Raw genomic sequence first — 26,691 nt, forward strand, 5'->3', positions numbered from 1 at the left:
TCACCGCGCCAGCGCCTCCCGCTGGGAGGCGACGATCGCGGCCATGGCCGGCTTCGCACCGCGGCTGAAGTACGGGAAGCCGAGGAAGCCGTGCGGCATCACGTGGAAGTCCTCCACCCGGGCGTGCACCCCGGCCGCCACGAGCGCCTCGGCGTAGCGGACTCCGGCGTCGTGCAGCGGGTCCAGCCCCGCGACCACCACGACGGCCGGCGGCAGGCCGGAGAGGTCCTTGGAGTGCAGCGGCGAGAGGCGCCAGTCGGAGGGGTCGTCGTCCTCGGTGAGGTAGAACGCGCGAAAGATCTCCAGGTCGGCGTTGCTCAGGACGATCCCGCGCGTGTTGGCGAGGTACGACTCGTGCTCGCGCAGCCCTTCGGTCAGGTCCGTCGCGGGGTAGATCAGGCTCTGGTGCAGGACCCGCGGCCCGCCCTCGTCGCGGGCCATGATCGCCACGACGGCGGCCAGGTTCCCGCCGGCGCTGTCGCCCATGAGCCCGATCCGCTCGGGGTCGCCGCCCAGCTCGTCGGCGTGCGCGGCGGTCCACACCAGGGCGTCGTAGCAGTCCTCCACAGCGGCCGGGAAGCGGTGGGTGGGCGCGAGCCGGTAGTCGACGGACACGACGACGGCGTCCAGGTCGGCGGCGACGGTCGAGCAGATCCAGTCGCCCTGCCGCGAGCTGCCGAGCGCGAACCCGCCACCGTGGAAGTTCACCACCACCGGGCGGGGACCGCCGGAGGCGTCGGGGGTGTAGACCCGCAGGGGAACCTCACCGTGCTCGGCCGGGAACGAGCTGGTGGCGATCGTGACGCCCGCCCGCGCTCGCCCGATGACCAGGCCGGCGAGGATCGCACCGAGGCCGGCGTCGGGGATGACCGTCGTCTGAGCGCGCTCCAGCGCGCGCTCGTCCATGCGCTCGATCGAGAAGTTCTTGTTCGCCTTCATCAGCCGGTCGATGGCACGCACGCCCGGCGGCAGCCTGAGCTTGGTCATGACCCCTATTGTCCCAGCGCCCTGGTAGCCGGGTCAGTCGTCGCTCCACCGGGCGTCGGCATCGGCTCGCTCCCGGTCCTCCTCGAGCCGGGCGACGGCGTCGGGATCGCCGTGGAAGCGGCGGTAGCTGTAGACGATCAGCCCCAGCGCGATGAACGCCGACACGATCTGGGTGACCGCGGTGGCCCAGCCGCCCGGCAGCCACCAGCGGTCGCCCAGCGGCCACCACCCGGGGGAGGGTGGGCTGAGGATCCACAGCCCGCCGGCGGCGAGCAGGACCAGGACGCCGATGATGGAGATGACGATCCGGGGGAGGGTCTCGACGCTCTCCGCGGCGCCCTTGAGCGCGCGGAACTTGATCGGTGCGAGGCGCCGCTCGGCCCACTCGTACTGCTGGGAGAGGATCGCCAGACCGCCGAAGACCATGAGCAGGCCGGGGCCCGGCAGCACCAGCGCCGCGATGCCGGCCACGACCAACACCCAGCCGACTGTCTCCAGCCCGATCCGCTTCGCCGCCGTTCTCATCCCCTGAGCATCCCAGACGAGGTCAACGCGGCGTCCGGGATGCCCCGATTCGCGTCGTGTCCGGGATCAGCCGTACGTCGCGACGTACGCGCGGCCCTGCTCCGACAGGGTGCCGTGAGCCTCGGCGACCTCGGCCCAGCGCAGGGTCATCCCGCGTCGCGGTCCCGGAAGGTGTCGTAGGCGTGCTCGACGTACTCGGCGTCCCCCCGGCGCGGCGACGCGCCGACGACTGGACGATCCAGTCGCGTCACTGCATAATCTCTAGTAATTCAGTCCATTACTGAATCACAGTCGACTACGTCGGGCCAGGTGCAGGGTCCGAACAGCCGGAAGGTGCACCGCATGCGCAAGCTCATCGTCCTCGGGTTCGTCGGACTCCTGGCCCAGCTCATCGACGGCTCGCTGGGGATGGCCTACGGCGTCACCTCCTCGACGCTGCTGCTCGCGGCGGGCCTCGCTCCGGCCTCCGCCTCCGCCGCCGTCCACTTCTCGGAGATCGGGACCTCCCTGGTCTCCGGCTTCTCGCACCACAAGCTCGGCAACGTCGACTGGCGCACCGTGTCGATCCTGGCCGTGCCCGGCTTCGTCGGCGCCTTCGCCGGAGCGACGCTCCTGTCCAACCTCGACGGCGACGCCGCGAAGCCGTGGGTCGCCGGGATCCTGCTCTGCCTGGGTCTCTACGTCATCTGGCGCTTCCTGGTGCTCGGCGGCCGACGACCCACGTTCAAGAGCCGGCCGTCGGCCCGCATGCTGGCCCCCATGGGCCTGGTCGGCGGCGCGCTGGACGCCATCGGCGGCGGCGGCTGGGGACCCGTCGGGACCACGACGTTGCTCTCCTCCGGCCGGCTCGAGCCGCGCAAGGTGGTCGGCTCGATCGACACCTCGGAGTTCGTGGTGGCCGTGGGCGGATCGCTGGGCTTCCTGTTCGCGCTGGCCTCCGAGGACATCCCCTGGTCCTACGCGCTGGCCCTGCTGGCCGGCGGCGTCGTCGCCGCCCCCATCGCGGCCTGGCTGGTCAAGAAGCTCGCCGCCCGCGTCCTCGGCGTCGCGGCGGGCGGCCTGATCGTGCTCACCAACTCCAAGACCATCGTGGAGACCCTCGGCGCCGACACCACCACGGTCGTCCTCGTCGCCGCGACCATCGCGGTGCTCTGGATCAGCGGCATCGTGTGGGCCGTCCGCCAGGAGCGCCTCGCCCGCGCCCTCGAGCGGGAGACGGCTGCGGGCGAGCGCGTCCCCGCCTGACCGACCCGTCCCAACCTGCACCGATTCCCCGCTGACCCGTCAGAAAGTTCCTGAGGGGTGAGCGGGGACTTGCGTGAGTTTGTGACCGGTCAGCTGGTGCGGGAGGCGTAGGACGTGGCCGCGGCGTAGACGGAGTCGACGTAGGCCTGGGCGTGGTTGTAGGAGAAGACGCCGCGGGCCCAGCCGGTGCCGGTGGTGAGGTCGGCGTCGTCGTGGCACAGGTAGCGGGCGGCGGCGTAGGCCGCGTCGTCGATGTCGTTGGGATCGGTCCGGCCGTCGCCGTCGCCGTCGGAGGCCCAGTCGTCCCAGGTCGACGGGATGAACTGCAGCGGCCCCACGGCGTGGTCCCAGTCGGGGTCGCCGTGCCACCGCGTCGACTCGGCGGTCGCCGGGATCGCGGCGAACCCGCCGTCACCGTCGAGCGCCGGGCCGAGGATCTTGCGGGAGGAGGTGCCGTCCGCCCGCAGCCGCCGGCCGCCGATGGCGCCGTGCTGCGACTCGACCCAGCCGATGCCGGCCAGGGTCGTCCAGCCCAGCCCGCAGTCGGGATCGACGCGGACGGTGCCGCGCGCATAGGCGAGGACGGCCGGCTCGGGGATCCCGGCACGGGCCGCCGTGGCGCTCACCCAGGCCGCGTCGATCAGCGGCACCGTGCTCGCCGGAGCGGCTGGGGCCGTGGCCGGCGGCGGCGCCTCGTCGAGTACGGCGTCCGGGGTCAGGTCGAGCGGCTCGCGACCGGCGTACAGGGACTGCTGGACGGCATACCCCCCGGCGCCCACGGCACCCAGCGCCACCAGGAGGAGCAGGGCGCTGCGCAGTGGGTGGCCGGACATGACGCCGACCAGTATGCGTGGGCGTTGCCGGGACCACGACATCCCGGCCCGCTGCGGCACTAGGCTCCGCCCCATGCCGCTGCGCCGCACCGACGCCCGCCGGCGCAACCCGTTCGGCTCGCGGCTCCTGGGGGCGGCCGACCAGTCCGCCAGGGCGCTGCGGATCCGGGTGCAGGTCCTGCTGACCGCCCTGCTGGTCACCACCAACGTCGTCGGCGCGGCGCTGGTGTTCGTGATCTCCTACTTCGTGGTTCCCGCCCCCGAGCCCACCCGCGCGACGGTGGTGTCGCTGGCGATCGCCGTGCCGGTCTACGTCGCGGCGGCGGTGCTGGTCGGCGCGGCGGTCGGTACGGCGACGACGCTGCGGGCCCTGCGGTGGGCGACCACCGACAGCACCCCCGACGACGACGACCGCCGCAAGGCGCTGCGCGTGCCGCTGCGGCTGACGCTGATGCAGGCGCTCATGTGGTTGGTGGCCACCGTGCTGTTCACCGGGCTGTCCCTGGTGCTTCAGCCCAGTAGGGCGCTGAGCACCGGGCTGACCGTGGGCATCGCGGGGCTGGTGTCCTGCGGGGTGGCCTACCTGCTGACGGAGTTCACCTTGCGCCCCCTGGCCGCCCGGGCCCTCGCCGGTGCGTCGCTCAGCAGGCGCCGCCCCCGGGGCGCGGGGGTCGGCGGCCGGATGGTGCTCTTCTGGTGGCTCGGCACCGGCGCACCGGTGGTGGGCCTGGTCGTCGCCGCCGTGGTTGCGCTCACCGACGACGTCACGTCGTTGACCCGCCTGGCGGTGACGGCGCTCGTGCTGGCCGGCGTCATCCTGGTCTTCGGGTTCTTCCTCACGGTGCTCAACGCGCGCTCGGTCGTCGCCCCGATCCTGTCCGTGCGCGACGCCCTGCTCGACGTCGAGCGCGGTGACCTCGACCGCGAAGTGCCGGTCTACGACGGCACCGAGCTCGGGCTGCTGCAGGCGGGCTTCAACGAGATGGTCCACGGACTGCGCGAGCGCGAGCACCTGCGCGACATGTTCGGCAGACACGTCGGTCGCGTGGTGGCGGACGCCGCGGCGAAAGCCGAGGTCGAGCTGGGCGGCGAGACCCGGACGGTGACCGTGGTCTTCGTCGACCTGGTCGGCTCCACGACGTACGCCACCGAGCACTCACCGGCCGAGGTCGTGCAGGTGCTCAACCGCTTCTTCGCCGTCGTCGTGGACGAGGTCGACCGCCACGGCGGGCTCGTCAACAAGTTCATCGGCGACGCGGTGCTCGCGATCTTCGGCGCGCCGGTCGAGCTGGACGACCACGCCGGCGCCGCACTGGCCTCGGCGCGCGCAATGGCGGCGCGGCTGGCGGCCGAGGTGCCGGAGATCGGGGCCGGGATCGGCGTCGCGACGGGGGAGGTCGTCGCCGGCAACGTCGGACACCGCGAGCGCTTCGAGTACACCGTCATCGGCGACGCGGTGAACTCCGCCGCCCGTCTGACCGATCTCGCCAAGGGCGTCGACGGACGGCTGCTCGCCACCTGGGCCACCGTCGAGGCGGCGGGCGAGGAGGGGGCGCAGTGGAGCCGGCAGGGCAGCGCGCTGCTGCGCGGGCGACCCGAGGAGACGGAGCTGGCGTTGCCCTGCCCGCGCTCCTGAGCCCGCTCCCAGCTCAGCGCTGTGGCCGGACCAGTGGGAAGAGGATGGTGTCGCGGATGCTGAGCCCGGTGAGGTTCATGACCAGTCGGTCGATGCCCAGGCCCATCCCCCCGGTCGGCGGCATGCCGTACTCCAGGGCCCGGAGGAAGTCCTCGTCGACCTGCATCGCCTCGGCGTCGCCCGCGGCCGCCAGTAGCGACTGGGCGACCAGTCGCTCTCGCTGGTCCACGGGGTCGATCAGCTCCGAGTACGCCGTGCCCTGCTCCGCGCCGAACATGACCAGGTCCCACTTCTCGGTGAGCCGGGGGTGGCGCCGGTGGGGGCGGGTCAGGGGCGCGTTCTCCTTGGGGAAGTCGGTGTAGAAGACCGGCGTGGTGGTCCGGCTCTCGCACAGCTCGCCGTAGATCTCCTCGAGCACGAACCCCCACGACGGGTCGAGATCCAGCTCGAGGCCGATCTTGTCGGCGTAGGCGAGCAGGGTCGGCAGCGGGGTGTCGGTGGTGACCTCCTCGCCCAGCGCCTCCGAGACGGCCTGACAGATGGTCTTCACCGGCCACTGCCCCGACAGATCGAACTCGACGACCCGGCCCTCGGCGTCCGCCCGGCGGGCGACCGGCGCGCCGTGGACCGCGATGGCCGCCTCCTGGATCAGCTCCTGGGTCAGCACCCGCATGGTGTCGTAGTCGCCGTAGGTCTCGTAGACCTCCAGCGAGGTGAACTCGGGGTTGTGCTTGAAGTCCGCTCCCTCGTTGCGGAACTGCCGGCCCACCTCGAAGACCTTCTCCATCCCGCCGACCAGCAGCCGCTTGAGGTGCAGCTCGGTCGCGATCCGCAGGTAGAGGTCCAGGTCGTAGGCGTTGATGTGGGTCTCGAAGGGCCGGGCGTTGGCACCCCCGTGCACCGTCTGCAGGACCGGCGTCTCGACCTCGGTGAAGCCGCGCGCCTGCAGCGAGTCGCGCACGCTGCGGACGGCCGCCGCGCGCTGGTAGGCGATCGTGCGCGACTCGGGGCGCACGATCAGGTCGACGTAGCGCATCCGGACCCGGGCCTCGGGGTCGGTGAGGCCCCGGTGCTTGTCCGGGAGCGGGCGCAGCGCCTTGCTGGCGAGCAGCACCGACTCGGCCCGGACCGAGAGCTCCCCCTTCTCGGTCGTGATCACCCGCCCGGTGACGCCCACGTGGTCGCCCAGGTCGATCGAGTGCCGCCAGAAGTCCAGGTCGGAGGCCGACACGTGCTCCGCGTCCACCATCACCTGCAGGTCCCCGCTGCCGTCGCGCAGCGTGGCGAAGCCCAGTCGGCCCAGGTCCCGCTTGAGCAGGACCCGGCCGACCACGCTGACCATCGCCGGGGTCTCGGTGCCGGGTGGGAGGTCGGGGGCCACCAGGCCACGCACCTCGGCCAGCGTGTGGGTCCGGGGCGCGGTGACGGGGTACGGGTCGACCCCACGGGCGCGGATCCGGTCCAGCTTGGCGCGACGGACCCGCATCTGGTCGGGCAGATGGTCGGGGGAGACCGCTTCGGCGACGACGTCGGGCGCGGGCGGGATGAGGGCCAGCACCGCCGCGGCGTGGTCGGGGCCGCCGGTCTCCAGCCCCTCCTCGGCCTTGGCCTGTCGGCGCAGCAGCGCGATCGAGGGCGCGGTGAGGAACCCCTCGGCGCTGCCGGCCGCCATGCCGACCCGGGGCAGGTCGGAGGTGAACTCGAAGCCCAGGTAGCGCGGCTGCCAGCGCGGGAGGTACTTGGCGTTCGAGCGGTAGAGCGACTCCAGCTGCCAGGTCCGGCTGGCGACGAGCAGGCCCTGGCGCCAGAGCCGGGCGACCGGACCGGCGCCGATCTCGGCCCCACGCTCGAAGGCCTCGCGGAACATCGCGAAGTTCAGCGAGACGGGCCCGATCCCGAACGTGGCCGCCTGGTCGGCCAGGCTGGCGATCATCAGTTCCACCAGCCCGTTGTCGGACGTCGGGTCACGGCGCATCAGGTCCAGCGAGAGCCCCGTGTGGCCCCAGGGCACGAAGCTCAGGAAGCCGCGCAGGCCCCCCTCGGCGTCGTACGCCGCCACCAGCATGCAGGCCCCGTCGAGAGGGTCCGCGAGCCGGCCGAGCGCCATCGAGAAGCCCCGCTCGTCGCCGCCGTCCCCCCGCCACGACTCGGCGGCGGTGTCCAGGGCGGCGAAGTCGGCCTCGCCCAGCGTCGCGTGGCGGGCCACCCGGGTGGTGTAGCCGCGGCGGTGGAGGCGGGAGACGGACTGGCGCACCGACTTCATCCCCGGCCCGTTGAGCGAGAAGTCGCCCATGTCGACGATCGCCTCGTCGCCGAGGTCGAGCAGCGAGAGGCCGGCGTCGGCGTAGGCCACCGCACCTTCGTGGCCGGCTCCCATGACCGCCAGGGACCAGCCCTTCGCCCGGGCCTGGTCGCGCCACCGGCCGATCGCGTCGGGCCAGTGCGCCGGGTCGCCGACCGGGTTGCCGCTGGCCAGGCTCACCGAGCCGACCGTGCGGTAGGAGACGCCCGCCCGCGCGGTGGCCGGCTCGCCGGTGTCCCACACCACCGACTTGTCGCGCCGGGTCGCGAAGTAGCCGAGCGAGTCGTGGTCCCCGAAGTCACGCAGCAGCGCCCGCACCCGGGCCTCGTCGGCGACCGAGAGGGTGCGGGTGTCGCGAGAGGGCCGGAACAGGACGAGCGCGGCACCGAGCACCACGACGGCGCCGAGCACTCCGATGACCAGCCGGACCCACCACGGCGCGGCGGCCGACGGCTCGGGGCTGATCCGGCCGAGGTCGAGCAGGATCGCGTCGAGGACGTAGTCGAGCGAGGCCGAGTAGCTCGTGGAGCTGCCGAAGGCGCCGACGAGGCCGCCCCCCACCAGCAGGGTCGCCACCCCACCGAGGACGAGCAGCGCGAGCGCCGTCCAGACGCTGCCCGGCGCGCGACGGGCCACGAACTGCTGCCGCACGCGAACCGCCAGGACCATCACCGCGGCGACGAGCACCAGACCGCCGGCCGAGAGCGCCACGTCCTTCCCCTCGAGGATCGAGAGGACCCGACCGACCTGAGGCAGACCCAGCCACCACAGCAGCACCACCCACCACGCCGCGAGGAGCCGGCGGCGCAGCGCGACGCCGGTGACCAGGAGCAGCGCGGCGTACCCCAGGCTCGGGACGACCGGGATCGTCAGCAGGGAGAGCGGATCGGTCGAGCGCTCGAAGTAGCGGTGCCACGGCGGCACCAGCGAGACGACGACGACCAGCGTGCCGAAGAGGAACATCGTGCCCGCGAAGCGGTCCGGCCACCGGTCGTCGGTGGGCAGGTGCAGGCGCGGGCGCCGCTCGGTGCTCGGGTCGCTCATGCGCGTCGTCCTGTCACGAGGTGGGAGGGAGCCGGGAGGGCCTCACGGGGCGACTCTCGTGGGAGGGCCCGGGCCGCGAGGACGCCGAGGCAGCACAGCCAGGCGCTCACCGTGACGATGTCGAGCCGCTGGCTGACACCCGCCACGAGGCGCAGGTCCGCGGAGGGGCGCGTGCGGAGGTACGCCGCGCTGGTGCCCGCCCCCGCCCACGCGACCCTGAAGGCCGCGCGGTGGAGCCAGCGGGGGCCGCGGCGACGGGTGCTCGCCCAGGCCGCGACCACCCCGGTGTAGAGCGCCGCGTCGGCCACGATGCTGGCGCTGTCGTGCAGGTCGCTGCGGGGTCGCCGGTCGACCTTCTCGTGGACCTCACCCGGCCCGCACGGGGTGGGCACGACGGCCGCCACCGTGGCTGCCAGCGCGAAGAGGGCGGTGGCGGCGGTGACGACCTCACGCCCCGGGCCGGGCGGCAGTGCGGCACGCACCGAGGGCAGCAGTGGCAGCACCAGCGCCGCGCTCGCGACCTCCCCGCCGCGGTAGACCCAGGCGAGCGGCTCCCCCGAGGCCGCCAGCTCGCTCACCGCGTGGGACAGGCTCTCGGGGCCTCGCCGTACCCAGTCGAGCACGAAGTTCGAGTAGAGCAGGCCGGCGCCGACGCCCAAGGCGGCCGACCTGAGCGACTTGAGTCGGGGCATCATCGCGGCACCTCCGGCCGGGTCTCGCCGGACGGAGGTGCCGGCGACGGGTTCGCCTCCGCCGGGGCCGCACCGTCCACCCGACCCGTCGAGTACTCGCGTGCCTGCTGGCTCGAGAGCGCCATCAGCACCAGGATGCTGCCGCCCGCCGTGAGGAGCTCGCCTATTCCCACCGGCGGCGCGTGACCCACGACGGAGACGACCATCGAGACCGCGGCCGTCACCGAGCAGCCCGCGGCCAGCAGCAGCCGCGCCCAGTTGCGCCCAGCCAGCACCATCAGCGCCAGCGCCACCTCGCACACGGCGAGCCCGATGACCGCCACCACGAGCGGGGTCACGGGCTCCCGCATGGCGTACAGCGTCGCGCCCACGCCGTACGTCGTCGCGCGAGCGAGGGCGATCCCGCCGCCGACGAGCACCGTCTCGGGGGCGCTCCTCGCCCGCGCCAGGAGCGTCGCCGAGGCGGTCTGCGGCGGAGTGCTGGTCGCCACCGCGGCGCCGGGGCCGGGAGACGTGGCGCGCAGGTCCAGGATCGGCAGGTCGCCGTCGGTGCGGATCCGATCACCGCCGCCGTTGCGGTGGTGGTAGCCGGAGGAGAAGTTCTCGATCACGCCGACGTGCGCCCCGGGCACTGCCGCGCACACCCGGGCGACGACGAAGTCGCGCTCGACGTCGGTGTCCTCCTCGATGCGATGGGTGAACTGGAGAGTGAACAGCGACAGGCCCACGCGCCGGTCGAAGGTCGCCGCGCCCAGCCAGTCGGCCCGGAAGCCACCCGGCAGCAGCCACCCGTCCGGGCACCGCCAGAACCTGATGTGGTGGCGCCGCGTGGGGCTGCCGGCGACCTCCTGCTCGTAGGCGAAGTCCTGCTTGCGGTCGAAGAGGAGCAGCGGGCTCACCGGGGCGCCGACGTAGCTGCGCCCACGAAGGACGCCACGGACGATGCCCCAGGCGCTGCGCAGGTCGAGCTCGTCGGCCATCGTCCAGCCGGCGCGCATCATCGCGCCGTGGACCTGGGCGGCGTCCCCGAGGAAGCCGACGTTCACCGGGTCACCCAGCAGCCCGTCGCTGGTGCGCGTGCGCCCGACGAAGTAGCCGGGCAGGTAGATCGAGGTGAGGATCCGGTGCAGGCGCGGCAGGACCAGGTAGCTGAGGAACAGCCAGAAGACGACCAACAGGAGCGTCGGCCAGCCGGGACGGACCCCGTCGCGCAGCAGCACCAAGGCGAACCAGAGCCCCGTCACGCACGAGAGCGCGTAGAACCAGCCGTCGAGCAGAGCGCTCCACGAGAGGACTCGGTCGTGCCGGCTGGCGCTCGGCATCACACCAGTGTGCCCGACCGACGCGCACGAGGACCCTTCCGCGCACGTCTAGCCTGGGTGGATGCTTCTCGGGTTGCTGGCGGCAGCGGGGGCGGCGCTGTGCTACGGCGTCAGCTCCCTGCTCGAGGCGGTCGCGGCCCGCCGGGCCGACCGGGTGCAGGGCCTCGACCCGCGGCTCGTGGCCCGCCTGCTCCGCTCCGGGACCTATCTCGGCGGCGTCGGCCTGGACGGCCTGGGGTTCCTCCTGAGCCTGGTCGCGGTCCGCAGCCTGCCGCTCTTCGTGGTGCAGTCGGTGGTGGCCAGCTTCCTGGCCGTCACGGCCGTCCTGGGCGCCCTCTTCCTGCGGATGCCGCTGAGCCGCTCCGACCGGATCGGGATCGTCGTGGTGGTCGGCGGGCTGGTGCTGGTCGGGCTCTCCGCCACCGAGGACCGCAGCGTCGACGTCAGCGACGCCGAGCAGTGGGGCGTGCTCGGGGCGGCCCTGCTCCTGGCCGTGGCGGCCATCCCGCTCGCCCGGCTCACCGGGGCGTCCGGCGCCCGGGCGCTGGGCACCGTCGCGGGGCTCGCGTTCGGGGCGACGGCGGTCGCCTCGCGCATGCTGCCCGGCGACCTCTCGCCCCAGCACCTGCTCGACGAGGTCGGCCCGCTGCTGAGGAGTCCAGCCGCCTACGCCCTCGCCGTCGCCGGAGTGGTCGCGCTGCTCACCTACTCCGTCGCCCTCCAGCGCGGCAGCGTCACCCAGGCCACCGCCCCCCTCGTCGTCGGCGAGACCGTGGCGCCGGCCCTGGTGGGGCTGCTGCTGCTCGGCGACCAGCCGCGGCCGGGGTGGGGGGTCGTCGCCGGCGTCGGGTTCTTCCTCGCGGTCGCCGGCGCGATCGCGCTCGCCCGCCACGGCGAGGTCGGCCCTCCCGAGGTGGGGCGCCCCGAGACCACGACGCGGAGTGGGAATTACTAGGACGTCCTACTATATTGGGTGGCACCCCAGCAGTGAGCCTCCGGAGGACCCATGTCCGACCTGTACCGCCCCACCCATCCCGTGCGCCTCGTGACCGCATCGGCCCTCTTCGACGGCCACGACGCCTCCATCAACATCATGCGGCGGATCCTGCAGAGCCAGGGCGCGGAGGTCGTGCACCTCGGTCACAACCGCTCCGTGCAGGAGGTCGTCGACGCGGCGATCGAGGAGGACGTGCAGGGCGTCGCGGTGTCGTCGTACCAGGGCGGCCACGTCGAGTACTTCGAGTACCTGGTCGAGTCGCTGCGGGCCCAGGGCGCCGACCACGTCAAGGTGGTCGGGGGCGGTGGCGGCGTCATCGTGCCCGCCGAGATCGAGCGTCTGCGCGGCTCGGGCGTCACCATCTTCTCCCCCGAGGACGGCCAGCGGCTCGGCCTGGTGGGCATGATCAGCCAGGTCGTGCAGGAGTGCGACTTCGACCTGTGGAACCGACGCCAGGTCACCGCGGACCAGGTCCTCAGCGGAGACCGGTTCGCCATCGCGAGGGCGATCACGGCGGCCGAGAGGGGCCAGCTGCCGGCCGACGTACTCGACCAGCTGCGCGCCGCGGGGGCTCGCACCAGCACCCCGGTCCTCGGCATCACCGGCACGGGAGGGTCCGGCAAGTCGTCGCTGACCGACGAGGTGGTACGCCGCTTCCGGCTCGACCAGCAGGACAAGCTGCGCATCGCGGTGCTCGCCGTCGACCCGACCCGGCGGCGCGGTGGCGGCGCGCTGCTGGGCGACCGGATCCGGATGAACTCCCTCGACGGGGACCGGATCTTCTTCCGCTCGCTCGCCACACGCGGCGCCCACGAGCTGCCCGAGCACCTGGCCGACGTCATCGACGTCATCAAGGGCGCCGGCTTCGACCTGGTCGTCGTGGAGACCCCCGGCATCGGCCAGGGCGACGCGGCGATCGTGCCGTTCGTCGACACCTCCATGTACGTGATGACACCGGAGTTCGGCGCCGCCTCCCAGCTGGAGAAGATCGACATGCTCGACTTCGCCGACCTCGTGGCCATCAACAAGTTCGAGCGCCGCGGCGCCAAGGACGCGCTGCGCGACGTCGGTCGCCAGCTCGTGCGCAACCGCGAGGCCTTCGGCCAGCAGCCGGACCAGATGCCGGTGTTCGGCACCTCGGCGGCCACCTTCAACGACGACGGGGTCACCGCGCTCTACCAGCACCTGCGCGGGGTGCTGGCCGACCGCGGCCTGCCGGTGGCCGAGGGGACGCTGCCCCCGGTCGACGTGCGGCACTCCTCGGGCATCCGCCAGGTCGTGCCGTCGGACCGCGTGCGCTACCTCGCCGAGATCACCGAGACCGTGCGCGGCTACCACGCGCGCACCGCCGAGCTGGCCGAGGCGGCCCGCCGCGTGCAGCGCCTCGAGCTGGTCGCCGGCGAGCTGGCGAGCGACGAGGGCCTGGACGCCGGTGGCGTACCGGCCCTGCTGGAGAAGGCCCGGCAGGCCCTGCCGGCCGAGGTCGCCCAGCAGATCGAGCGGTGGCCGGCGGTCGTGGAGTCCTACTCCGGCGACGAGCAGGTGGTGAAGGTCCGCGACCGGGAGATCCACACCGCCCTGACCCGAGAGTCGCTCAGCGGCAACAAGATCCCGCGGGTCTCGCTGCCGCGCTACGCCGACCACGGCGAGCTCGTGCGCTTCTGGCGCGGCGAGAACCTCCCGGGGTTCTTCCCGTTCACCGCCGGCGTGTTCCCGTTCAAGCGCGACGGCGAGGACCCCGCGCGGATGTTCGCCGGCGAGGGCGACCCCGCACGCACCAACCGCCGCTTCAAGATCCTCTCGGCCGACGGGGACGCCAAGCGGCTGTCGACGGCGTTCGACTCGGTCACGCTCTACGGCCGCGACCCGGACCCGCGCCCGGACGTCTACGGCAAGGTCGGCACCTCGGGCGTCTCGGTGGCGACACTCGAGGACATGAAGGTCCTCTACGACGGCTTCGACCTGGTCGCACCGTCGACCTCGGTGTCGATGACCATCAACGGCCCCGCGCCCACGGTGCTGGCGTTCTTCCTCAACACCGTGATCGACCAGCAGGTCGACGCGTTCCGCGAGAAGGAGGGCCGCGCGCCGTCCGAGGAGGAGCGCGCGATGCTCGCCGCGCACGCCGTCGCGAACGTCCGCGGCACCGTGCAGGCCGACATCCTCAAGGAGGACCAGGGCCAGAACACCTGCCTGTTCTCCACCGAGTTCTCGCTGCGGATGATGGCCGACATCCAGGAGTGGTTCATCGCCCACCAGGTGCGCAACTTCTACTCGGTCTCCATCTCCGGCTACCACATCGCCGAGGCCGGGGCGAACCCCATCAGCCAGCTGGCGTTCACGCTCGCCAACGGCTTCACCTACGTCGAGGCCTACCTCGCGCGCGGCATGGACATCGACGACTTCGCGCCCAACCTGTCGTTCTTCTTCTCCAACGGCATGGACCCCGAGTACTCCGTCATCGGCCGCGTCGCCCGTCGCATCTGGGCGGTGGCCATGAAGGAGAGGTACGGCGCGGGAGAGCGCTCGCAGAAGCTGAAGTACCACGTCCAGACCTCCGGTCGCTCCCTGCACGCGCAGGAGATGGACTTCAACGACATCCGTACGACGCTCCAGGCCCTGATCGCGATCTACGACAACGCCAACTCGCTGCACACCAACGCCTACGACGAGGCCGTCACGACCCCGTCCGAGGAGTCCGTGCGCCGGGCACTCGCGATCCAGCTGATCATCAACCGCGAGTGGGGCCTGGCGATGAACGAGAACCCGCTCCAGGGGTCGTTCATCATCGACGAGCTCACCGACCTCGTGGAGGCCGCCGTCCTCGCCGAGTTCGACGCCATCAACGAGCGCGGCGGGGTGCTCGGCGCCATGGAGACGGGCTACCAGCGCGGCCGGATCCAGGACGAGTCGATGCTCTACGAGCACCGCAAGCACGACGGCTCACTGCCGATCGTCGGCGTCAACACCTTCCGCAAGGCCGAGTCCGGCGCGGCCCCGCAGGAGATCGAGCTCGCGCGCGCGACCGACGCCGAGAAGGAGTCCCAGCTCGCCGGGGTGCGTCGCTTCCAGTCCGACCACAGCGACGAGGCGGCCGCGGCGATCGCCCGCCTGCGCGAAGCCGCGATCTCCGGTGAGAACGTCTTCGCCGTCCTGATGGACGCCGCCCGCGTCTGCTCCCTCGGCCAGGTCACCGAGGCGTTCTTCGAGGTCGGCGGCCAATACCGAAGGAACGTCTGAGCGCGGGAGCCGAGCTTGCGAGGGTCCCGATCAGCGAGGAGGTTGAGGAGCCGCGCTCCGACCGAGCCTGCGAGGGCGGAACGAGGCGTCTCGAAACCGAGTGAGGATGAAGAAGTGACCAATCCACCGCCCCAGGCAGAGCGAGTGGTTTCCCTCGTCCCCTCGATCACCGAGGCGCTGGCGCAGGCCCGACCGGACGCACTCGTCGGCGCGACCGACTGGTGCACTCACCCCGCCGACCTCGACGTGACCCGGGTGCGCGGCACCAAGAACCCCGACCTCGCCGCGATCCGCGCGCTGGAGCCGGACGTGGTCATCGTCAACAAGGAGGAGAACCGCGAGCTCGACGTACGACGCCTGCGGGAGAGCGGGATCCGGGTGCACGTGACCGTCATCGAGACCGTGCCGGACGCGGTGGCGGCGTACGACGAGCTCTTCGACGACGTCCTCGGCTGGCCCCGTCCCGACTGGCTCGCCGAGGCGCGGGAGCTGTGGTGCGGTGCGCTGCCGCCGGTGAGCAGCACGGCGGCCGTGCCGATCTGGCGGGACCCCTGGATGGTCGTCGGGAGCTCCACCTTCACCGGCGACCTGCTGCGGCGGCTCGGCATCGGCAACGTGTTCGCAGACCACCCCGAGCGCTACCCCCACGTCGCCCGGGAGGAGATCGACGCCGCCGGCGCCGACCTGGTGCTGCTGCCCGACGAGCCCTACGTCTTCACCAGCGCCGACGGCCCCGAGGCCTTCACCCGTACCCCCAGCCGCCTTGTCAGCGGCCGCCTGCTCACCTGGTACGGCCCGTCGCTGCTGGAGGCGCACCGGGTGCTGGGCTCCGTACTATCCGGTCCATGGACCTGAACGAGCACCACCCCGTCGGCGTCGACTTCGGCGGCTCCGGCATCAAGGGCGCGGCCGTGGACCTCCAGGCCGGCGACTTCGCCGGAGAGCGGGTGCGCATCGCGACCCCCTCGCCCTCGACGCCGGAGCGGGTGGCGCAGGTGCTGGTCGACCTGCTGGCCCAGCTGCCCGACGCGGACGGCCCGGTGGGCGTGACGGTGCCGGGCGTCGTACGACACGGCGTCGTGGGCAGTGCCGCCAACATCGACGCCTCCTGGATCGGCACCGACGCCGACGCGCTGTTCTCCGAGGCGACCGGCCGGACGGTGCGCACGGTCAACGACGCCGACGCGGCCGGCCTCGCCGAGGTCCGCTTCGGCGCCGCCCGGGGCGAGTCCGGACTGGTCATCGTCACCACGCTCGGCACCGGCATCGGCAGCGCCTTTCTGTACGACGGCGTCCTGGTCCCCAACTCCGAGCTCGGCCATCTGGAGCTGGACGGGGCCGTGGCCGAGAGCCGCGCGGCCAACAGCGCCCGCGAGCGCGAGTCGCTGTCCTGGGAGCAGTGGGCCGAGCGGCTCACCCGCTACTACCGCGCCCTGGAGCAGCTCTTCTCCCCCGACCTGCTCGTCGTCGGCGGCGGCGTCAGCAAGCACGCCGCCAGCTTCCTGCCGCTGATCGGCATCGACACCCCCATCGTCCCCGCCACCCTGCGCAATCGGGCCGGCATCATCGGCGCCGCCCTCAACGTCTCCTGACGAGCTGCTGCAGTGCCCACCTGTTGCCGTCGGGGTCGTCGAAGCGGACGAAGCGGCCCCAGGGCTGGTCGTCGACCCCCTGGCACTCGACGCCGCGGTCGCGCAGGTAGGCCAGCGCCGCGTCGGCGTCCTCGACGACGACCTGGATGAACTGCGCCGAGCCCGAGGGCATCATGTCCAGCCCGACGCCGAAGCAGATCGAGCAGGCTGACCCGGGCGGGGTCACCTGGACGAAGCGCAGCTCCGGCGAGACGACCTGGTCGTGGTCGACGCTCCAGCCGAGCCCCTCGCCGTAGAACGCGACCGACCGGTCGACGTCTCGCACCGCGAGGGGGATCAGCTCGATCCTGAAGTCCATGGTCTGCTCCTTGCTCCGGGCCCCGCTGTTGGGGACCTCGGAGCCACGCTAGGTGGCACTCAGGTCAGGTTCTGTCCGCATGCGAGCCACGGGTGCCGATGAGTCCGGCCGGGCCGGGAGGTCCTACCGACATGGACGTCACGAACCTCGCCGCCCACTACGACCTCGCGCCCCTCGACCTGGACGCGGTCACGGCACGACTCGATGCCGGGCTCTCGCAGGCGCCGGGCTCGGGGGGACCCGATCGCCACACCTGCTGGCTCACCACCGTCGACGCCGACGGAGCCCCGCACGTGACCGGCATCGGCGCGCTCTGGGCGGAGGGGGCGGTCTGGTTCGAGACCGGCGCCACCACCCGCAAGGCGCGCAACCTCGCGCGCGACGCGCGCTGCGCCCTGGCGGTCGCCACCCACGACTTCGACCTGGTGATGGAGGGGACCGCGGCGCGGGTGAGCGACCCCGAGGCGGTGGCGAGGCGGGCATCGGAGTGGGCCGCGGGCGGCTGGCCGTGCCGGGTCGACGAGACCGGCACAGCCCTCACCGCTGACTTCAGCGCCCCCTCGGCCGGCCCACCGCCGTGGCACGTCTACCGCGTCGAGGTCCGCTCGATGACCGCGGTGGCCACCGTCGAGCCGGGCGGCGCGACCCGGTGGGCGCTCTGAGCCACGACGTAGGCTCGAGGGCGTGAGCCTCGCCCCCGCCACTGCCGTCGCCCTCGGAGACCGCTTCGCGCGCGAGCTGCCCGAACTCGCGCTGGAGTGGCGTGCCGAAGAGGCCCCCTCGCCCACCCTGCTCGCGCTCAACGAGCCGCTCGCCGCAGGGCTCGGTCTGGACCCCGCCTCGCTGCGGACCGACGAGGGAGTGCGCCTGCTCGTCGGCAACCACCTGCCCGAGGGCGCGCGGCCGGTCGCCCAGGCCTACGCCGGCCACCAGTTCGGCGGCTTCAGCCCACGTCTGGGCGACGGCCGCGCGCTGCTGCTCGGCGAGCTCACCGCCGCCGACGGAACCCTGCGCGACCTGCACCTCAAGGGCTCGGGCCGTACGCCGTTCGCTCGCGGGGGCGACGGGCTGGCCGCGGTCGGCCCGATGCTGCGCGAGTACGTCGTGAGCGAGGCCATGCACGGCCTCGGCATCCCCACCACCCGCTCGCTGGCCGTGGTCGCGACCGGCCGCCCGGTGCGCCGCGAGACCGTCCTGCCCGGCGCGGTGCTGGCGCGGGTCGCGAGCAGTCATCTGCGCGTGGGCAGCTTCCAGTACGCCGCCGCCCAGGGCGATGCCGACCTCCTGCGCCGGCTCGCCGACCACGCGATCGCGCGCCACCACCCGGGTGCCGCCGACGCCGAGTCGCCGTACCGGGCGCTCTTCGAGGCCGTGGTCGCCGCCCAGGCGTCGCTCGTCGCGCAGTGGATGCTGGTCGGCTTCGTCCACGGCGTCATGAACACCGACAACATGACGATCTCCGGCGAGACCATCGACTACGGGCCCTGCGCGTTCCTGGAGGCCTTCGACCCCGCCACGGTGTTCAGCTCGATCGACGAGACCGGGCGCTACGCCTACGGCAACCAGCCCCTCGTCGCGGAGTGGAACCTCGCCCGCCTCGCCGAGGCCCTCCTCCCGCTGATCCACGACGACCAGGAGCAGGCCGTCGCCCTGGCGGTCGAGTCGCTGGGCACCTTCCGCCCCGCATACTCCGAGGCCTGGAGCCACGGGATGCGCGCCAAGCTGGGCCTGCCGGACGGCCTCGCCGAGGAGGTCGCCACCCCCCTGATCGGCGACGTGGTGGAGCTGATGAAGGCCGACCGGGTCGATCACACCGGCTTCTTCCGGGCGCTGGGCCGCGCGGCCCGGGGCGACGTCGCGCCGGCCCGCGACCAGGTGCTCGACCTGGCGGGCTTCGACGCCTGGGTGGAGCGCTGGCGGGCGCTGGGCCCCGACGCCGAGAGGATGGACCGCGCCAACCCCGTCTACGTCGCCCGCAACCACCTGGTCGAGGAGGCGCTCGTGGCCGGCACCGACGGCGACCTCGTCCCGCTCCAGCGGCTGCTCGAGGCCCTCTCCGCGCCGTACGACGAGCGGCCGGGGCTCGAGCGCTACGCCGAGCCCGCCCCGGAGGACTTCGGCCACTACACCACCTACTGCGGGACCTGAGGCCTGTCCCCGCGACCCTCTAGCGTTGGCGTCGATGAGCACGATCGCCGACTTCCTCGACCTCGTCGGCCAGCTGCCCGGCGTCCGAGGCAGCGACCACGGCCGCTACCACCGCTTCCGGGTCGCCTCCCACACCTTCGGCTACCTGTGGGAGCCCACCGCGACGGTCGGGCTGAAGCAGACCCTCGACGAGCAGCTCGCCCTGGTGGCCGAGCGGCCGGAGGTCTTCGAGGTGCAGTTCACGGCCGGCGCCTTCGGCTGGGTCGTCGTCCACCTGGACGGCGTCGCCCGCGACGAGCTGGCCGAGCTGACCTTCGAGGCCTGGCGCCTCACCGCGCCGGCCGCGCTCGTCACCGAGCGCGCCGACCGGCTGCCGAGCTGAGGCCACGTCAGCGGAGCGGACCTCCCGGGGCGGGCGGACGAGGGGCCTCCACGACCTGGTCCTCGGACGGCATCAGGATCCAGAGGATCGGGTAGACCAGGATCTGGCTGCCGGGGAGGACCATGAGGACCAGCACGAAGAGCAGCCGGGCCGTCCACTCCCCCATCCCCAGCCGCCGGGCGATGCCGGCGCAGACGCCGCCCAGGATGCGGCTGCCGCGCGGTCGGACCAAGCCCTGTCGAGCGAAGGCTCTGCTGACGGTGTTCATGGCGGGGGGTGCTCCTTCGGATCGCTGCCGGGGTGTCTCCCCTGCGACCCCAGTCTTGCTCGCACCCCCGCCGCACCCCATCGGGTGCGACCCTGGTCCGACCCCCAGATTCGGGGGCCGGACCCGGGGTCACAGCGAGGGTCGCGTGCGCAGCGTCGTGCGCGTCGGCACCCAGACCGAGACCACCCCCAGGACCACGACCCCGACCGCGATGGCGGCGTAGGCGAGTGGCTCGATCGTCGGCAGCGGCCGGCCGGAGACGCCGAGCGCGATGCCGATCAGGGGCGGTACGGCGACCACGGTGCCGAGGACGACCGCGAGGGCGCCGGTGGCCAGTGACTCCAGGAGCGTCATCGTCCGCACCTGCCGGTCGCGGGCTCCGACCAGCCGCAGCAGCGTGAGCTCACGCCTCCGCCCGAGGGTGGCCATGACCAGGCCGTTGACCACCGAGAGCGCCACGTAGCCGAGGATCACGATCAGCGCGATCCGGTTGACCCAGGCCTGGGAGTCCCGGGCCTCCGAGCCGTCCTCGGCCAGGGCGTCCGGCGTCTCGGCGACCAGGCCGAGCTCCCCGAGGTCCTGCTCGACGCTGGCGCCGGGCTCGGTCGTCACGAGCAGGTAGTCGTCCAGGCCGGCGGTGGTGTGCTCGCGCAGGGTGGCCCCGTCCATCGTGACGTCGCCGAAGCCCAGGCCACGGTCGTAGACCGCGACCACGTCGGCGTCGGCCTCGGTGCCGTCGCCCAGGTGGAAGCCGATCGTCTCCCCGACCTCGGCGCCGAGGAAGTGCGCCGCATCGCTGCTCAGGGCGATCGTGTCCGGATCACCGAGCCGCTCCAGCGAGCCGTCCTGCACGTCCAGGTCGAGGGTGCCCGGCGCCGTCGCGGGGTCGATGCCCTGCGCGGCGAAGGGCTCCACGGTCGGGTCGCCGAACGTGGTGCCGGACAGCAGCACCCCGCTGCGCACGACCGGGTTGACGCTCTTCACACCGTTCATGCCGGCCACCTGCTCCACCGTGCCGGGCGAGATGCCCGCGGGGGCGGCGACGACGAGGTCGGCGCTGAGCCCGTCGCGCGACTGGGCCGAGGCCTCCGCGTCCACGGTCGTGGGGAGGAACAGCTGGACGCACGCGAACGACATCGCGAGCGCCAGCGGCACGACGGCCGACGCCGTACGACGGCTGTAGCCGCGCAGGTTCGACATCGCGAGCGTGACCCCCGGCGACGAGCTGCGCCCGGTGACGCGGTGGGCGACGTCGAGGAGGCGCTGGACCAGGAGCGGACCGAGCAGGCCCACCCCGAAGAGCAGCAGCAGCGAGGAGCTGGCCGCGGCCACGAGGCCTGCCGCCCCGGCGAAGATGAACGGCGCGCCTGCGGCCGCCAGTCCGCCGGCGATGAGGACCACGCCGCCGACGATGCGCGACCGGGACAGCCCCGGCGTCTCCACGTCGGCCTCCGCGAGAGCCTCGACGGGGGAGATCCGCGCCGTACGACGTCCGGCCACCCAGGCCGCCGCGACCGCGGCGCCCACGCTGAGCAGCACCGCACCGAGAGCCGGCAGCGGGCTGTAGGCCAGGGCGAAGTCCTCCGACATCACGCCGGCCTTGGTGAACTGCGCACCGAGCACGCGGGCCGCCCAATAGCCGGGCGCGGCGCCCAGCAGCGCGGCCACCCCGGCGACGACGAGGACCTCGCGCCGGATCAGCCCCTGGACCTGGCCGGGCAGGGCACCGACGGCGCGCAGGAGCGCGAACTGGCGGCGCCGCTGCGCGACGGCGAGCGACAGGGTGCCGGCCACCACGAACAGCGCGATCATCAGCGCGACGCCGGTGAACGAGCTGCTCAACAACATCAGCTGGCCGCGCGCCGACAGCGCCTCGAGCGACTCCAGGTCGCCCCGCTCGCGGCCGGTGTAGGCCTCCACGCCGTCCACCTCGCGCTCGACGGTCTCCGCCAGGTCCTCGGCGTCGGTGCCGGGCTCGGCGACCAGGCCGACGGTGCCCACCTGGCCGGAGTGCGGCCAGAGCTCCTCGACCCGACTGTCGCTGAGGAACACCGTGGCAACGTCGGCGCGCACCGTGCCGCTCACCGTGTACGTCGCCGGCTCGCCTCCGTGGCTGAGCACGATCTCGTCTCCGGGCTGCTGCCCGGACCCGCTGGCGACCACGACCTCGCGCTCGTCGGCTGGGGCGTCCCCGTCGACCAGCTCGTCGGAGCCGAGCGACGCCGAGGCCCAGCCGTGGGCGTCGACCTCCGCGCCGTCGACGGTCGCGAGCGGCACGCTCATGTCGGCCACGGCGTCCGCGACGCCGGGCAGGGCGGCGAGCTCCTCGACGCTGGTGCTCGGCAGGGTCACCCGCTCGGGGAACGGCACCTCGAGGTCCTCCGGGAGCGGCAGTGACTGGCGACCGCCGACCATCACGTCGGCTGACTCGTACCGCTCTGGCGGCACGCCGCCCCGGAGGCCGGACTCCAGGAGGACGCCCAGGCCGGTCATCAGCGTCGAGGCGAGGAGCACCGCGACGAACACACCCGCGAACCCGCCGCGGTGGCGGCGGATCCCGGCCAGAGCCAGGCCCCACATCTCAGTGACCGCCCATCGTGGTCATGTGCTCGGCCACGCGACGCGCGTCGGGCTTGTCCATGGCACCGACGATCTCGCCGTCGGCGAGGAACAGCACCCGGTCCGCGTACCCGGCCGCGACCGGGTCGTGCGTGACCATGACGACGGTCTGGCCCAGCTCGGTGGCGGTCTGGCGCAGCAGCTCGAGCACCTGGTGGCCGGTCGTGGAGTCGAGGGCGCCGGTCGGCTCGTCGGCGAAGACCGCGGCAGGCCGGGTGACCAGCGCACGGGCGATCGCGGCCCGCTGCTGCTGGCCGCCGGAGAGCTCTGCCGGCATCCGCCGGGTCAGGTCGGCGAGACCGACCGCCTCGAGGATGTGCTGGAGCCACACCCGGTCGACGTCGTGGCCGCTGAGGAGCAGCGGCAGGGTGACGTTCTGCTCCACCGAGAGGTGGGGCAGCAGGTTGTAGGCCTGGAACACGAAGCCGACGTGGTCGCGACGGAAGACCGTCAGCGCCTTGGTCCGCATCGCGGAGATCTCGGTGCCGCCGACGACGACGGTGCCGCTGTCGGGGCGGTCCAGGCCGGCCGCGCACTGCAGCAGGGTGCTCTTGCCGGAGCCCGAGGGGCCCATCACGGCGGTGAAGGACTGGGTCGGGATCTCGACGGACACAGCGCGCAGCGCGGTCACGGGGCGGTGCCCCGAGCCGTAGGTCTTGGTGACGCTGCGCAGCGACAGCGCCGTGGTCGGTGGGGACATCAGGTCCTGGGTCAACATGGTCTTTTCCTTCGTCGTGGGATATCTACGACGCTAGGTTTCGGGGACGCTCGTCTCGACCGTGCTGACCACCCTCTTGATGGTGTAGCCAGCCCTACCGACAAAGGCCCCCGCGGCCGGGAGGATGGACAGGTGACCGAGTCGAGGAGGCCCGGCCCGTCGCGTCGGGCCCTGCGCGAGCGTCTGCGCGACCTGCGCTACCTCGCCCTCGAGGTCGTCGGGTGGCCCGCATCGATCGCGGTCCTGCTCGTCGCGCTCCTCTCGCTGCCCCTCGCGGCCCTGCTGAGCGGTCGCACCGGGGGCGCCCCCACGCTCGACCTCGTGCACCGGCTCGCGACCCGGGCCCACGCGGCCGCCGCGCGGTTCGCCGCCGCGCCCGACCGCCGTACGACGGACCTGGGCGAGGCCGAGCACGACCTGCGCGCGCCGCAGACCCGCCGCAACCTGCGCTGGCTGCTGCTGCACGTGACGCTGGTCTTCGTCGTGTCGATCCTGCTGGTGTCGATGAGCTTCGCGGCGGTCCTCTACGTCGTGGGCGCTCCCTGGTGGTGGCTGTTCCCCGACCAGCTGCCGCTCTCACTCGCCTTCCCGATCGACAGCTGGCGCGACGCCTGGCTGACCATCGGCCTCGGCCTGCTGTACGGGACCGCGGCCTGGATCCTCACCCCGTGGGCCGCGCGGCGCATCGCGCGCGGGACCCTCGCCGTCCTCGAGCCGCCCCGCTCGGAGGTGCTCGCGCAGCGCGTGGACGCCCTGTCCGCGAGCCGGGCCGCCGCCCTGGACGCGCACTCCGCCGAGCTGCGTCGCATCGAGCGCGAGCTGCACGACGGCGCCCAGAACCGCTTGGTGTCGGTGGTGATGATGCTGGGCATGGCCCGCCGCGCGCTCGAGACCGACGCCACGACGGCCCTCCCCCTGCTCGAGCGCGCCCAGGACGCCGCGGGCGAGGCCCTGGCCGGGCTGCGCACCGCCGTCCACGACATCTACCCGCCGGTGCTCGACGAGCTCGGCCTGGGCGACGCCGCGTCGTCGCTCACCAGCCGGGCCACGATCCCCTGCACGCTCGACGTCAGCGGCCTGCGCCGCGCGCCGGCCGCCGTCGAGTCGGCGGCGTACTTCGTCCTCGCCGAGGCGCTGACCAACGCGATGAAGCACTCCGGCGCCTCCCGCGTCGCCGTCTCGTTGCGGACCGAGCTGCACGACGACGAGCAGGTGTTGGTCGTGGAGGTCCGCGACGACGGCGTCGGGGGCGCCTCGGCCGAGGCGGGCAGCGGCCTGGCCGGGATCGCGCGGCGGGCCTCGGCGTTCGAGGGCACCCTGCACCTCACCAGCCCGGTGGGTGGACCGACGACCGTGAAGGTGGAGCTGCCGTGCGGATCCTGATCGCCGAGGACGACGCGCTGCTGCGCGCCGGCCTGACCCTGCTCGTCGAGAGCGAGGGGTTCACCGTCGTCGAGGCCGTCGACAACGCCGACGACCTGCTCGCCGCCTTCGACGCCCACCGCGACGAGGGCATCGACGGCGCCGTGCTCGACGTACGGATGCCGCCGACGTTCACCAACGAGGGGCTGCGGGCCGCGCTGGAGCTGCGCGAGCGGGTGCCGGACTTCCCGGTGCTCGTGCTCTCGGCTCACGTGGAGGACCAGTACGCCGGGCGGCTGCTGTCCGGTGGCTCCGGTGGGGTCGGCTACCTGCTCAAGGACCGCGTCGGCGACGTCGGCCAGTTCGTCGACGCGCTGCGCCGGGTGCTCGGCGGCGGCACCGCCATGGACCCCGAGGTGATCGCCCAGCTGCTGAGTCGGCGCTCCAGCAACGACCCGATCCGCTCGCTCACGCCGCGCGAGCGCGAGGTGCTCTCGCTGGTCGCGGAGGGCAAGTCCAACAACGACATCGCCGAGGAGCTCGTGCTGTCGGAGACCGGCGTCAGCAAGCACATCGGCAACATCTTCGCCAAGCTCGGCCTGTCCACCTCCGACAGCGGCCACCGCCGGGTGCTGGCGACCCTGACCTACCTGAGGTCCTAGCCAGGCCCGTCCTCAGCGGCTAGCGTGCCGTGTGACCGGGATCACCCGGTCGACCCTCCACTACGGATCGTCCGGCACGTACCTGCCGGTGAAGGGATGGCTCCGCCATGGCCTCAGTGAGTTTCGAGCACGCACAACGCATCTACCCGGGGTCCGAGACCCCCGCGGTGGACGACCTCAACCTCGAGATCGAGGACGGGGAGTTCATGGTCCTGGTCGGCCCCTCCGGGTGCGGCAAGTCCACCTCGCTCCGCATGCTCGCGGGCCTCGAGGAGGTGACGGCGGGCACGATCAGGATCGGCGATCGCGACATCACCCACGTCCCTCCCAAGGACCGCGACATCGCGATGGTGTTCCAGAACTACGCCCTCTACCCGCACATGAGCGTCGCCGAGAACATGGGCTTCGCGCTCAAGATGGCCGGGATCGGCAAGGCCGAGCGCACCACCCGCGTCCAGGAGGCGGCCAAGCTGCTCGACCTGGAGGAGTACCTCTCGCGCAAGCCGAAGGCGCTCTCCGGCGGCCAGCGCCAGCGCGTGGCCATGGGCCGCGCCATCGTGCGCCAGCCGCAGGTGTTCTGCATGGACGAGCCGCTGTCGAACCTCGACGCCAAGCTCCGCGTCTCCACCCGCACGCAGATCGCGGCGCTCCAGCAGCGGCTGGGGATCACGACGGTCTACGTCACCCACGACCAGGTCGAGGCGATGACCATGGGCGACCGGGTCGCCGTGCTGAAGGACGGCATCCTGCAGCAGGTCGACACCCCGCTCGCGCTCTACGACCGGCCGGCCAACCTGTTCGTCGCCGGGTTCATCGGCTCCCCCGCCATGAACCTGCTGACCGGCAAGGTCAACGCCAACGGCCGGGTGGAGGTGGACGGGCACGAGCTGCTGGTCGACCGCGAGGCCCTCGGTCGCGCCGACGGCGAGGTGACGCTCGGCGTCCGCCCCGAGTCGTGGCGCGTGGTCGGCGACGAGGAGGACGGCTACCCGGTCAGGGTCGCGGTGATCGAGGAGCTGGGCGCCGACGCCTTCCTCTACGGCACCCCCGCCGTCGAGGGCTCCGACATGCTGCACCAGATGGTCGTCCGCGTCGAGGCCCGTCGCGACCTGGTCAAGGGCGCGACCGTCAAGCTGGCCACCACCCCCGACAAGGTGCACGTCTTCGACACCGCCAGCGGGGCTCGGCTCAGCGCCTGACGCGGGCTGTCGGTCGCGCGAGATTCACCGGGCACCCGGTGAATCTCGCGCATCCGGCATGAAGTTTCCTACGGAAGCCGCCAGTTTCACCGGGTACCCGGTGAAACTCGCTGCTGGCTACCCGCCGTACTCGACCGCCACGTCGAGCACCCAGGTGACCCCGAACCGGTCGCGCACCATCCCGTAGAGCGGCGCCCAGGCCGCGGGCGCGAGCGGCACGAGTACGTCGGCGCCGTCGCTGAGGCGCTCCCAGTAGCGGGTGATCTCCTCGACGTCCATGCCCCGCACGGACACGAAGAACGGGTCCTCGCCCTGGCTCCACGGGCGCGCGGACGGGACGTCGTAGGCCATGACGTGGAAGCCCTCGGCCGAGGCGACCTGACCCCACATGAGCCAGTCGGCCTCCGCCGGGTCCGAGACGGCCTGGGCGTCGGCGTACGTCACCGCGACCAGCTCGCCGCCGAAGACGGAGCGGTAGTGCTCCAGCGCGGCGCGGGCATCGCCGCGGAGGTTCAGGTGGGTGACGGTAGTGATGCTCATCGGTGCTCCTCGTGTGTTCG

General features: G+C 72.9%; 23 protein-coding genes and 1 pseudogene. 12 read left to right on the top strand and 12 right to left on the bottom strand.

Going from position 1 to position 26,691, the window contains the following annotated elements:
* Together LRP67_RS01930 and LRP67_RS01935 are read right to left on the bottom strand one after the other, a co-directional pair.
* Positions 1-987: an alpha/beta hydrolase gene (locus LRP67_RS01930; RefSeq protein WP_231268458.1), complete on the bottom strand. Its 987-nt coding sequence runs from the start codon at positions 985-987 to the stop codon at positions 1-3.
* Between the two features lie 33 nt (positions 988-1,020).
* Positions 1,021-1,512 carry a PGPGW domain-containing protein gene (locus LRP67_RS01935; RefSeq protein WP_231268459.1) on the bottom strand — a complete coding sequence of 164 codons (492 nt, stop codon included), beginning with the start codon at positions 1,510-1,512 and terminating at the stop codon, positions 1,021-1,023.
* A 342-nt stretch (positions 1,513-1,854) separates the two neighbouring features.
* Between LRP67_RS01935 and LRP67_RS01940 the strand changes: the two genes are divergently transcribed.
* On the top strand, positions 1,855-2,757 hold the full coding sequence (locus tag LRP67_RS01940) for a sulfite exporter TauE/SafE family protein (RefSeq protein ID WP_231268460.1): 903 nt from the start codon (positions 1,855-1,857) through the stop codon (positions 2,755-2,757).
* An 89-nt stretch (positions 2,758-2,846) separates the two neighbouring features.
* Here the strand turns inward: LRP67_RS01940 and LRP67_RS01945 are convergent, their stop codons facing one another.
* Positions 2,847-3,590: a lytic murein transglycosylase gene (locus tag LRP67_RS01945; protein WP_231268461.1), complete on the bottom strand. Its 744-nt coding sequence runs from the start codon at positions 3,588-3,590 to the stop codon at positions 2,847-2,849.
* A gap of 73 nt (positions 3,591-3,663) precedes the next feature.
* Here LRP67_RS01945 and LRP67_RS01950 point away from each other — a divergent pair, with 73 nt between their 5' ends.
* Positions 3,664-5,226: an adenylate/guanylate cyclase domain-containing protein gene (locus LRP67_RS01950; protein ID WP_231268462.1), complete on the top strand. Its 1,563-nt coding sequence runs from the start codon at positions 3,664-3,666 to the stop codon at positions 5,224-5,226.
* Between the two features lie 13 nt (positions 5,227-5,239).
* Here the strand turns inward: LRP67_RS01950 and lysX are convergent, their stop codons facing one another.
* Genes lysX through LRP67_RS01965 form a run of 3 tightly spaced genes read right to left on the bottom strand, consistent with a single transcriptional unit; the run spans position 5,240 to position 10,586 of the window.
* The gene (lysX, locus tag LRP67_RS01955; RefSeq protein WP_231268463.1) at positions 5,240-8,572 is read right to left on the bottom strand and encodes a bifunctional lysylphosphatidylglycerol synthetase/lysine--tRNA ligase LysX; all 3,333 of its coding nucleotides are present in this window, start codon (positions 8,570-8,572) and stop codon (positions 5,240-5,242) included.
* Complete coding sequence (locus tag LRP67_RS01960; RefSeq protein ID WP_231268464.1) at positions 8,569-9,267, bottom strand: DUF998 domain-containing protein; 699 nt, start codon at positions 9,265-9,267, stop codon at positions 8,569-8,571. Before LRP67_RS01960 ends, lysX begins: the two co-directional genes overlap by 4 nt.
* Entirely contained in the window at positions 9,264-10,586 is a 1,323-nt protein-coding gene (locus LRP67_RS01965; RefSeq protein WP_231268465.1) for an LssY C-terminal domain-containing protein, read from the bottom strand. Before LRP67_RS01965 ends, LRP67_RS01960 begins: the two co-directional genes overlap by 4 nt.
* 61 nt (positions 10,587-10,647) lie before the next feature.
* On the opposite strand from LRP67_RS01965, the gene LRP67_RS01970 reads away from it, so the two are divergent.
* From LRP67_RS01970 to ppgK, 4 genes are all read left to right on the top strand, one after another.
* Complete coding sequence (locus LRP67_RS01970; RefSeq protein ID WP_231268466.1) at positions 10,648-11,541, top strand: hypothetical protein; 894 nt, start codon at positions 10,648-10,650, stop codon at positions 11,539-11,541.
* A 51-nt stretch (positions 11,542-11,592) separates the two neighbouring features.
* Positions 11,593-14,823 (top strand): fused isobutyryl-CoA mutase/GTPase IcmF, encoded by a 3,231-nt coding sequence (gene icmF / locus LRP67_RS01975; RefSeq protein WP_231268467.1) that lies wholly within the window; start codon positions 11,593-11,595, stop codon positions 14,821-14,823.
* 144 nt (positions 14,824-14,967) lie between these two features.
* Positions 14,968-15,678 carry a helical backbone metal receptor gene (locus LRP67_RS01980; RefSeq protein WP_231268468.1) on the top strand — a complete coding sequence of 237 codons (711 nt, stop codon included), beginning with the start codon at positions 14,968-14,970 and terminating at the stop codon, positions 15,676-15,678.
* Positions 15,669-16,415 (top strand): polyphosphate--glucose phosphotransferase, encoded by a 747-nt coding sequence (gene ppgK, locus LRP67_RS01985; protein ID WP_231268471.1) that lies wholly within the window; start codon positions 15,669-15,671, stop codon positions 16,413-16,415. The genes LRP67_RS01980 and ppgK overlap by 10 nt, the downstream gene beginning before the upstream one ends.
* Here ppgK and LRP67_RS01990 read toward each other — a convergent pair.
* Positions 16,402-16,773: a VOC family protein gene (locus LRP67_RS01990; RefSeq protein ID WP_231268472.1), complete on the bottom strand. Its 372-nt coding sequence runs from the start codon at positions 16,771-16,773 to the stop codon at positions 16,402-16,404. The genes ppgK and LRP67_RS01990 overlap by 14 nt on opposite strands.
* Positions 16,774-16,904: 131 nt before the next feature.
* Between LRP67_RS01990 and LRP67_RS01995 the strand changes: the two genes are divergently transcribed.
* The 3 genes from LRP67_RS01995 to LRP67_RS02005 are packed head-to-tail and all read left to right on the top strand — an operon-like array spanning position 16,905 to position 19,303.
* Positions 16,905-17,435, top strand: coding sequence for a pyridoxamine 5'-phosphate oxidase family protein (locus tag LRP67_RS01995; RefSeq protein WP_231268473.1), 531 nt, complete (start codon positions 16,905-16,907; stop codon positions 17,433-17,435).
* A gap of 22 nt (positions 17,436-17,457) precedes the next feature.
* Positions 17,458-18,921 (top strand): YdiU family protein, encoded by a 1,464-nt coding sequence (locus tag LRP67_RS02000; protein ID WP_231268474.1) that lies wholly within the window; start codon positions 17,458-17,460, stop codon positions 18,919-18,921.
* Between the two features lie 34 nt (positions 18,922-18,955).
* Positions 18,956-19,303, top strand: a complete 348-nt coding sequence (locus LRP67_RS02005) for an MmcQ/YjbR family DNA-binding protein (RefSeq protein WP_231268475.1) — start codon at positions 18,956-18,958, stop codon at positions 19,301-19,303.
* Positions 19,304-19,310: 7 nt separating this feature from the next.
* Here the strand turns inward: LRP67_RS02005 and LRP67_RS02010 are convergent, their stop codons facing one another.
* The 4 genes and pseudogenes from LRP67_RS02010 to LRP67_RS02020 form a co-directional block, all read right to left on the bottom strand.
* Entirely contained in the window at positions 19,311-19,571 is a 261-nt protein-coding gene (locus LRP67_RS02010) for a PspC domain-containing protein (RefSeq protein ID WP_231268476.1), read from the bottom strand.
* Positions 19,572-19,700: 129 nt separating this feature from the next.
* Positions 19,701-20,771 carry an FtsX-like permease family protein gene (locus tag LRP67_RS22010; RefSeq protein WP_374107390.1) on the bottom strand — a complete coding sequence of 357 codons (1,071 nt, stop codon included), beginning with the start codon at positions 20,769-20,771 and terminating at the stop codon, positions 19,701-19,703.
* A gap of 327 nt (positions 20,772-21,098) precedes the next feature.
* Positions 21,099-21,398, bottom strand: a pseudogene (locus LRP67_RS22015) (FtsX-like permease family protein); the annotation flags it as partial.
* A 754-nt stretch (positions 21,399-22,152) separates the two neighbouring features.
* Positions 22,153-22,908 (bottom strand): ABC transporter ATP-binding protein, encoded by a 756-nt coding sequence (locus tag LRP67_RS02020; RefSeq protein WP_231268480.1) that lies wholly within the window; start codon positions 22,906-22,908, stop codon positions 22,153-22,155.
* A 132-nt stretch (positions 22,909-23,040) separates the two neighbouring features.
* Here LRP67_RS02020 and LRP67_RS02025 point away from each other — a divergent pair, with 132 nt between their 5' ends.
* The 3 genes from LRP67_RS02025 to LRP67_RS02035 all read left to right on the top strand — a co-directional run bounded on the left by LRP67_RS02025 (position 23,041) and on the right by LRP67_RS02035 (position 26,131).
* On the top strand, positions 23,041-24,291 hold the full coding sequence (locus LRP67_RS02025; protein ID WP_231268481.1) for a histidine kinase: 1,251 nt from the start codon (positions 23,041-23,043) through the stop codon (positions 24,289-24,291).
* Positions 24,279-24,932, top strand: a complete 654-nt coding sequence (locus LRP67_RS02030) for a response regulator transcription factor (protein WP_231268483.1) — start codon at positions 24,279-24,281, stop codon at positions 24,930-24,932. The genes LRP67_RS02025 and LRP67_RS02030 overlap by 13 nt, the downstream gene beginning before the upstream one ends.
* Before the next feature lie 107 nt (positions 24,933-25,039).
* Positions 25,040-26,131, top strand: a complete 1,092-nt coding sequence (locus LRP67_RS02035; protein ID WP_231268484.1) for an ABC transporter ATP-binding protein — start codon at positions 25,040-25,042, stop codon at positions 26,129-26,131.
* 117 nt (positions 26,132-26,248) lie between these two features.
* Here the strand turns inward: LRP67_RS02035 and LRP67_RS02040 are convergent, their stop codons facing one another.
* Positions 26,249-26,671: a VOC family protein gene (locus LRP67_RS02040; RefSeq protein WP_231268486.1), complete on the bottom strand. Its 423-nt coding sequence runs from the start codon at positions 26,669-26,671 to the stop codon at positions 26,249-26,251.
* Positions 26,672-26,691: the final 20 nt, after the last annotated feature.

Origin of the sequence: Nocardioides sp. cx-169, assembly GCF_021083605.1 — a bacterium.
Classification (GTDB): Bacteria; Actinomycetota; Actinomycetes; order Propionibacteriales; family Nocardioidaceae; genus Nocardioides.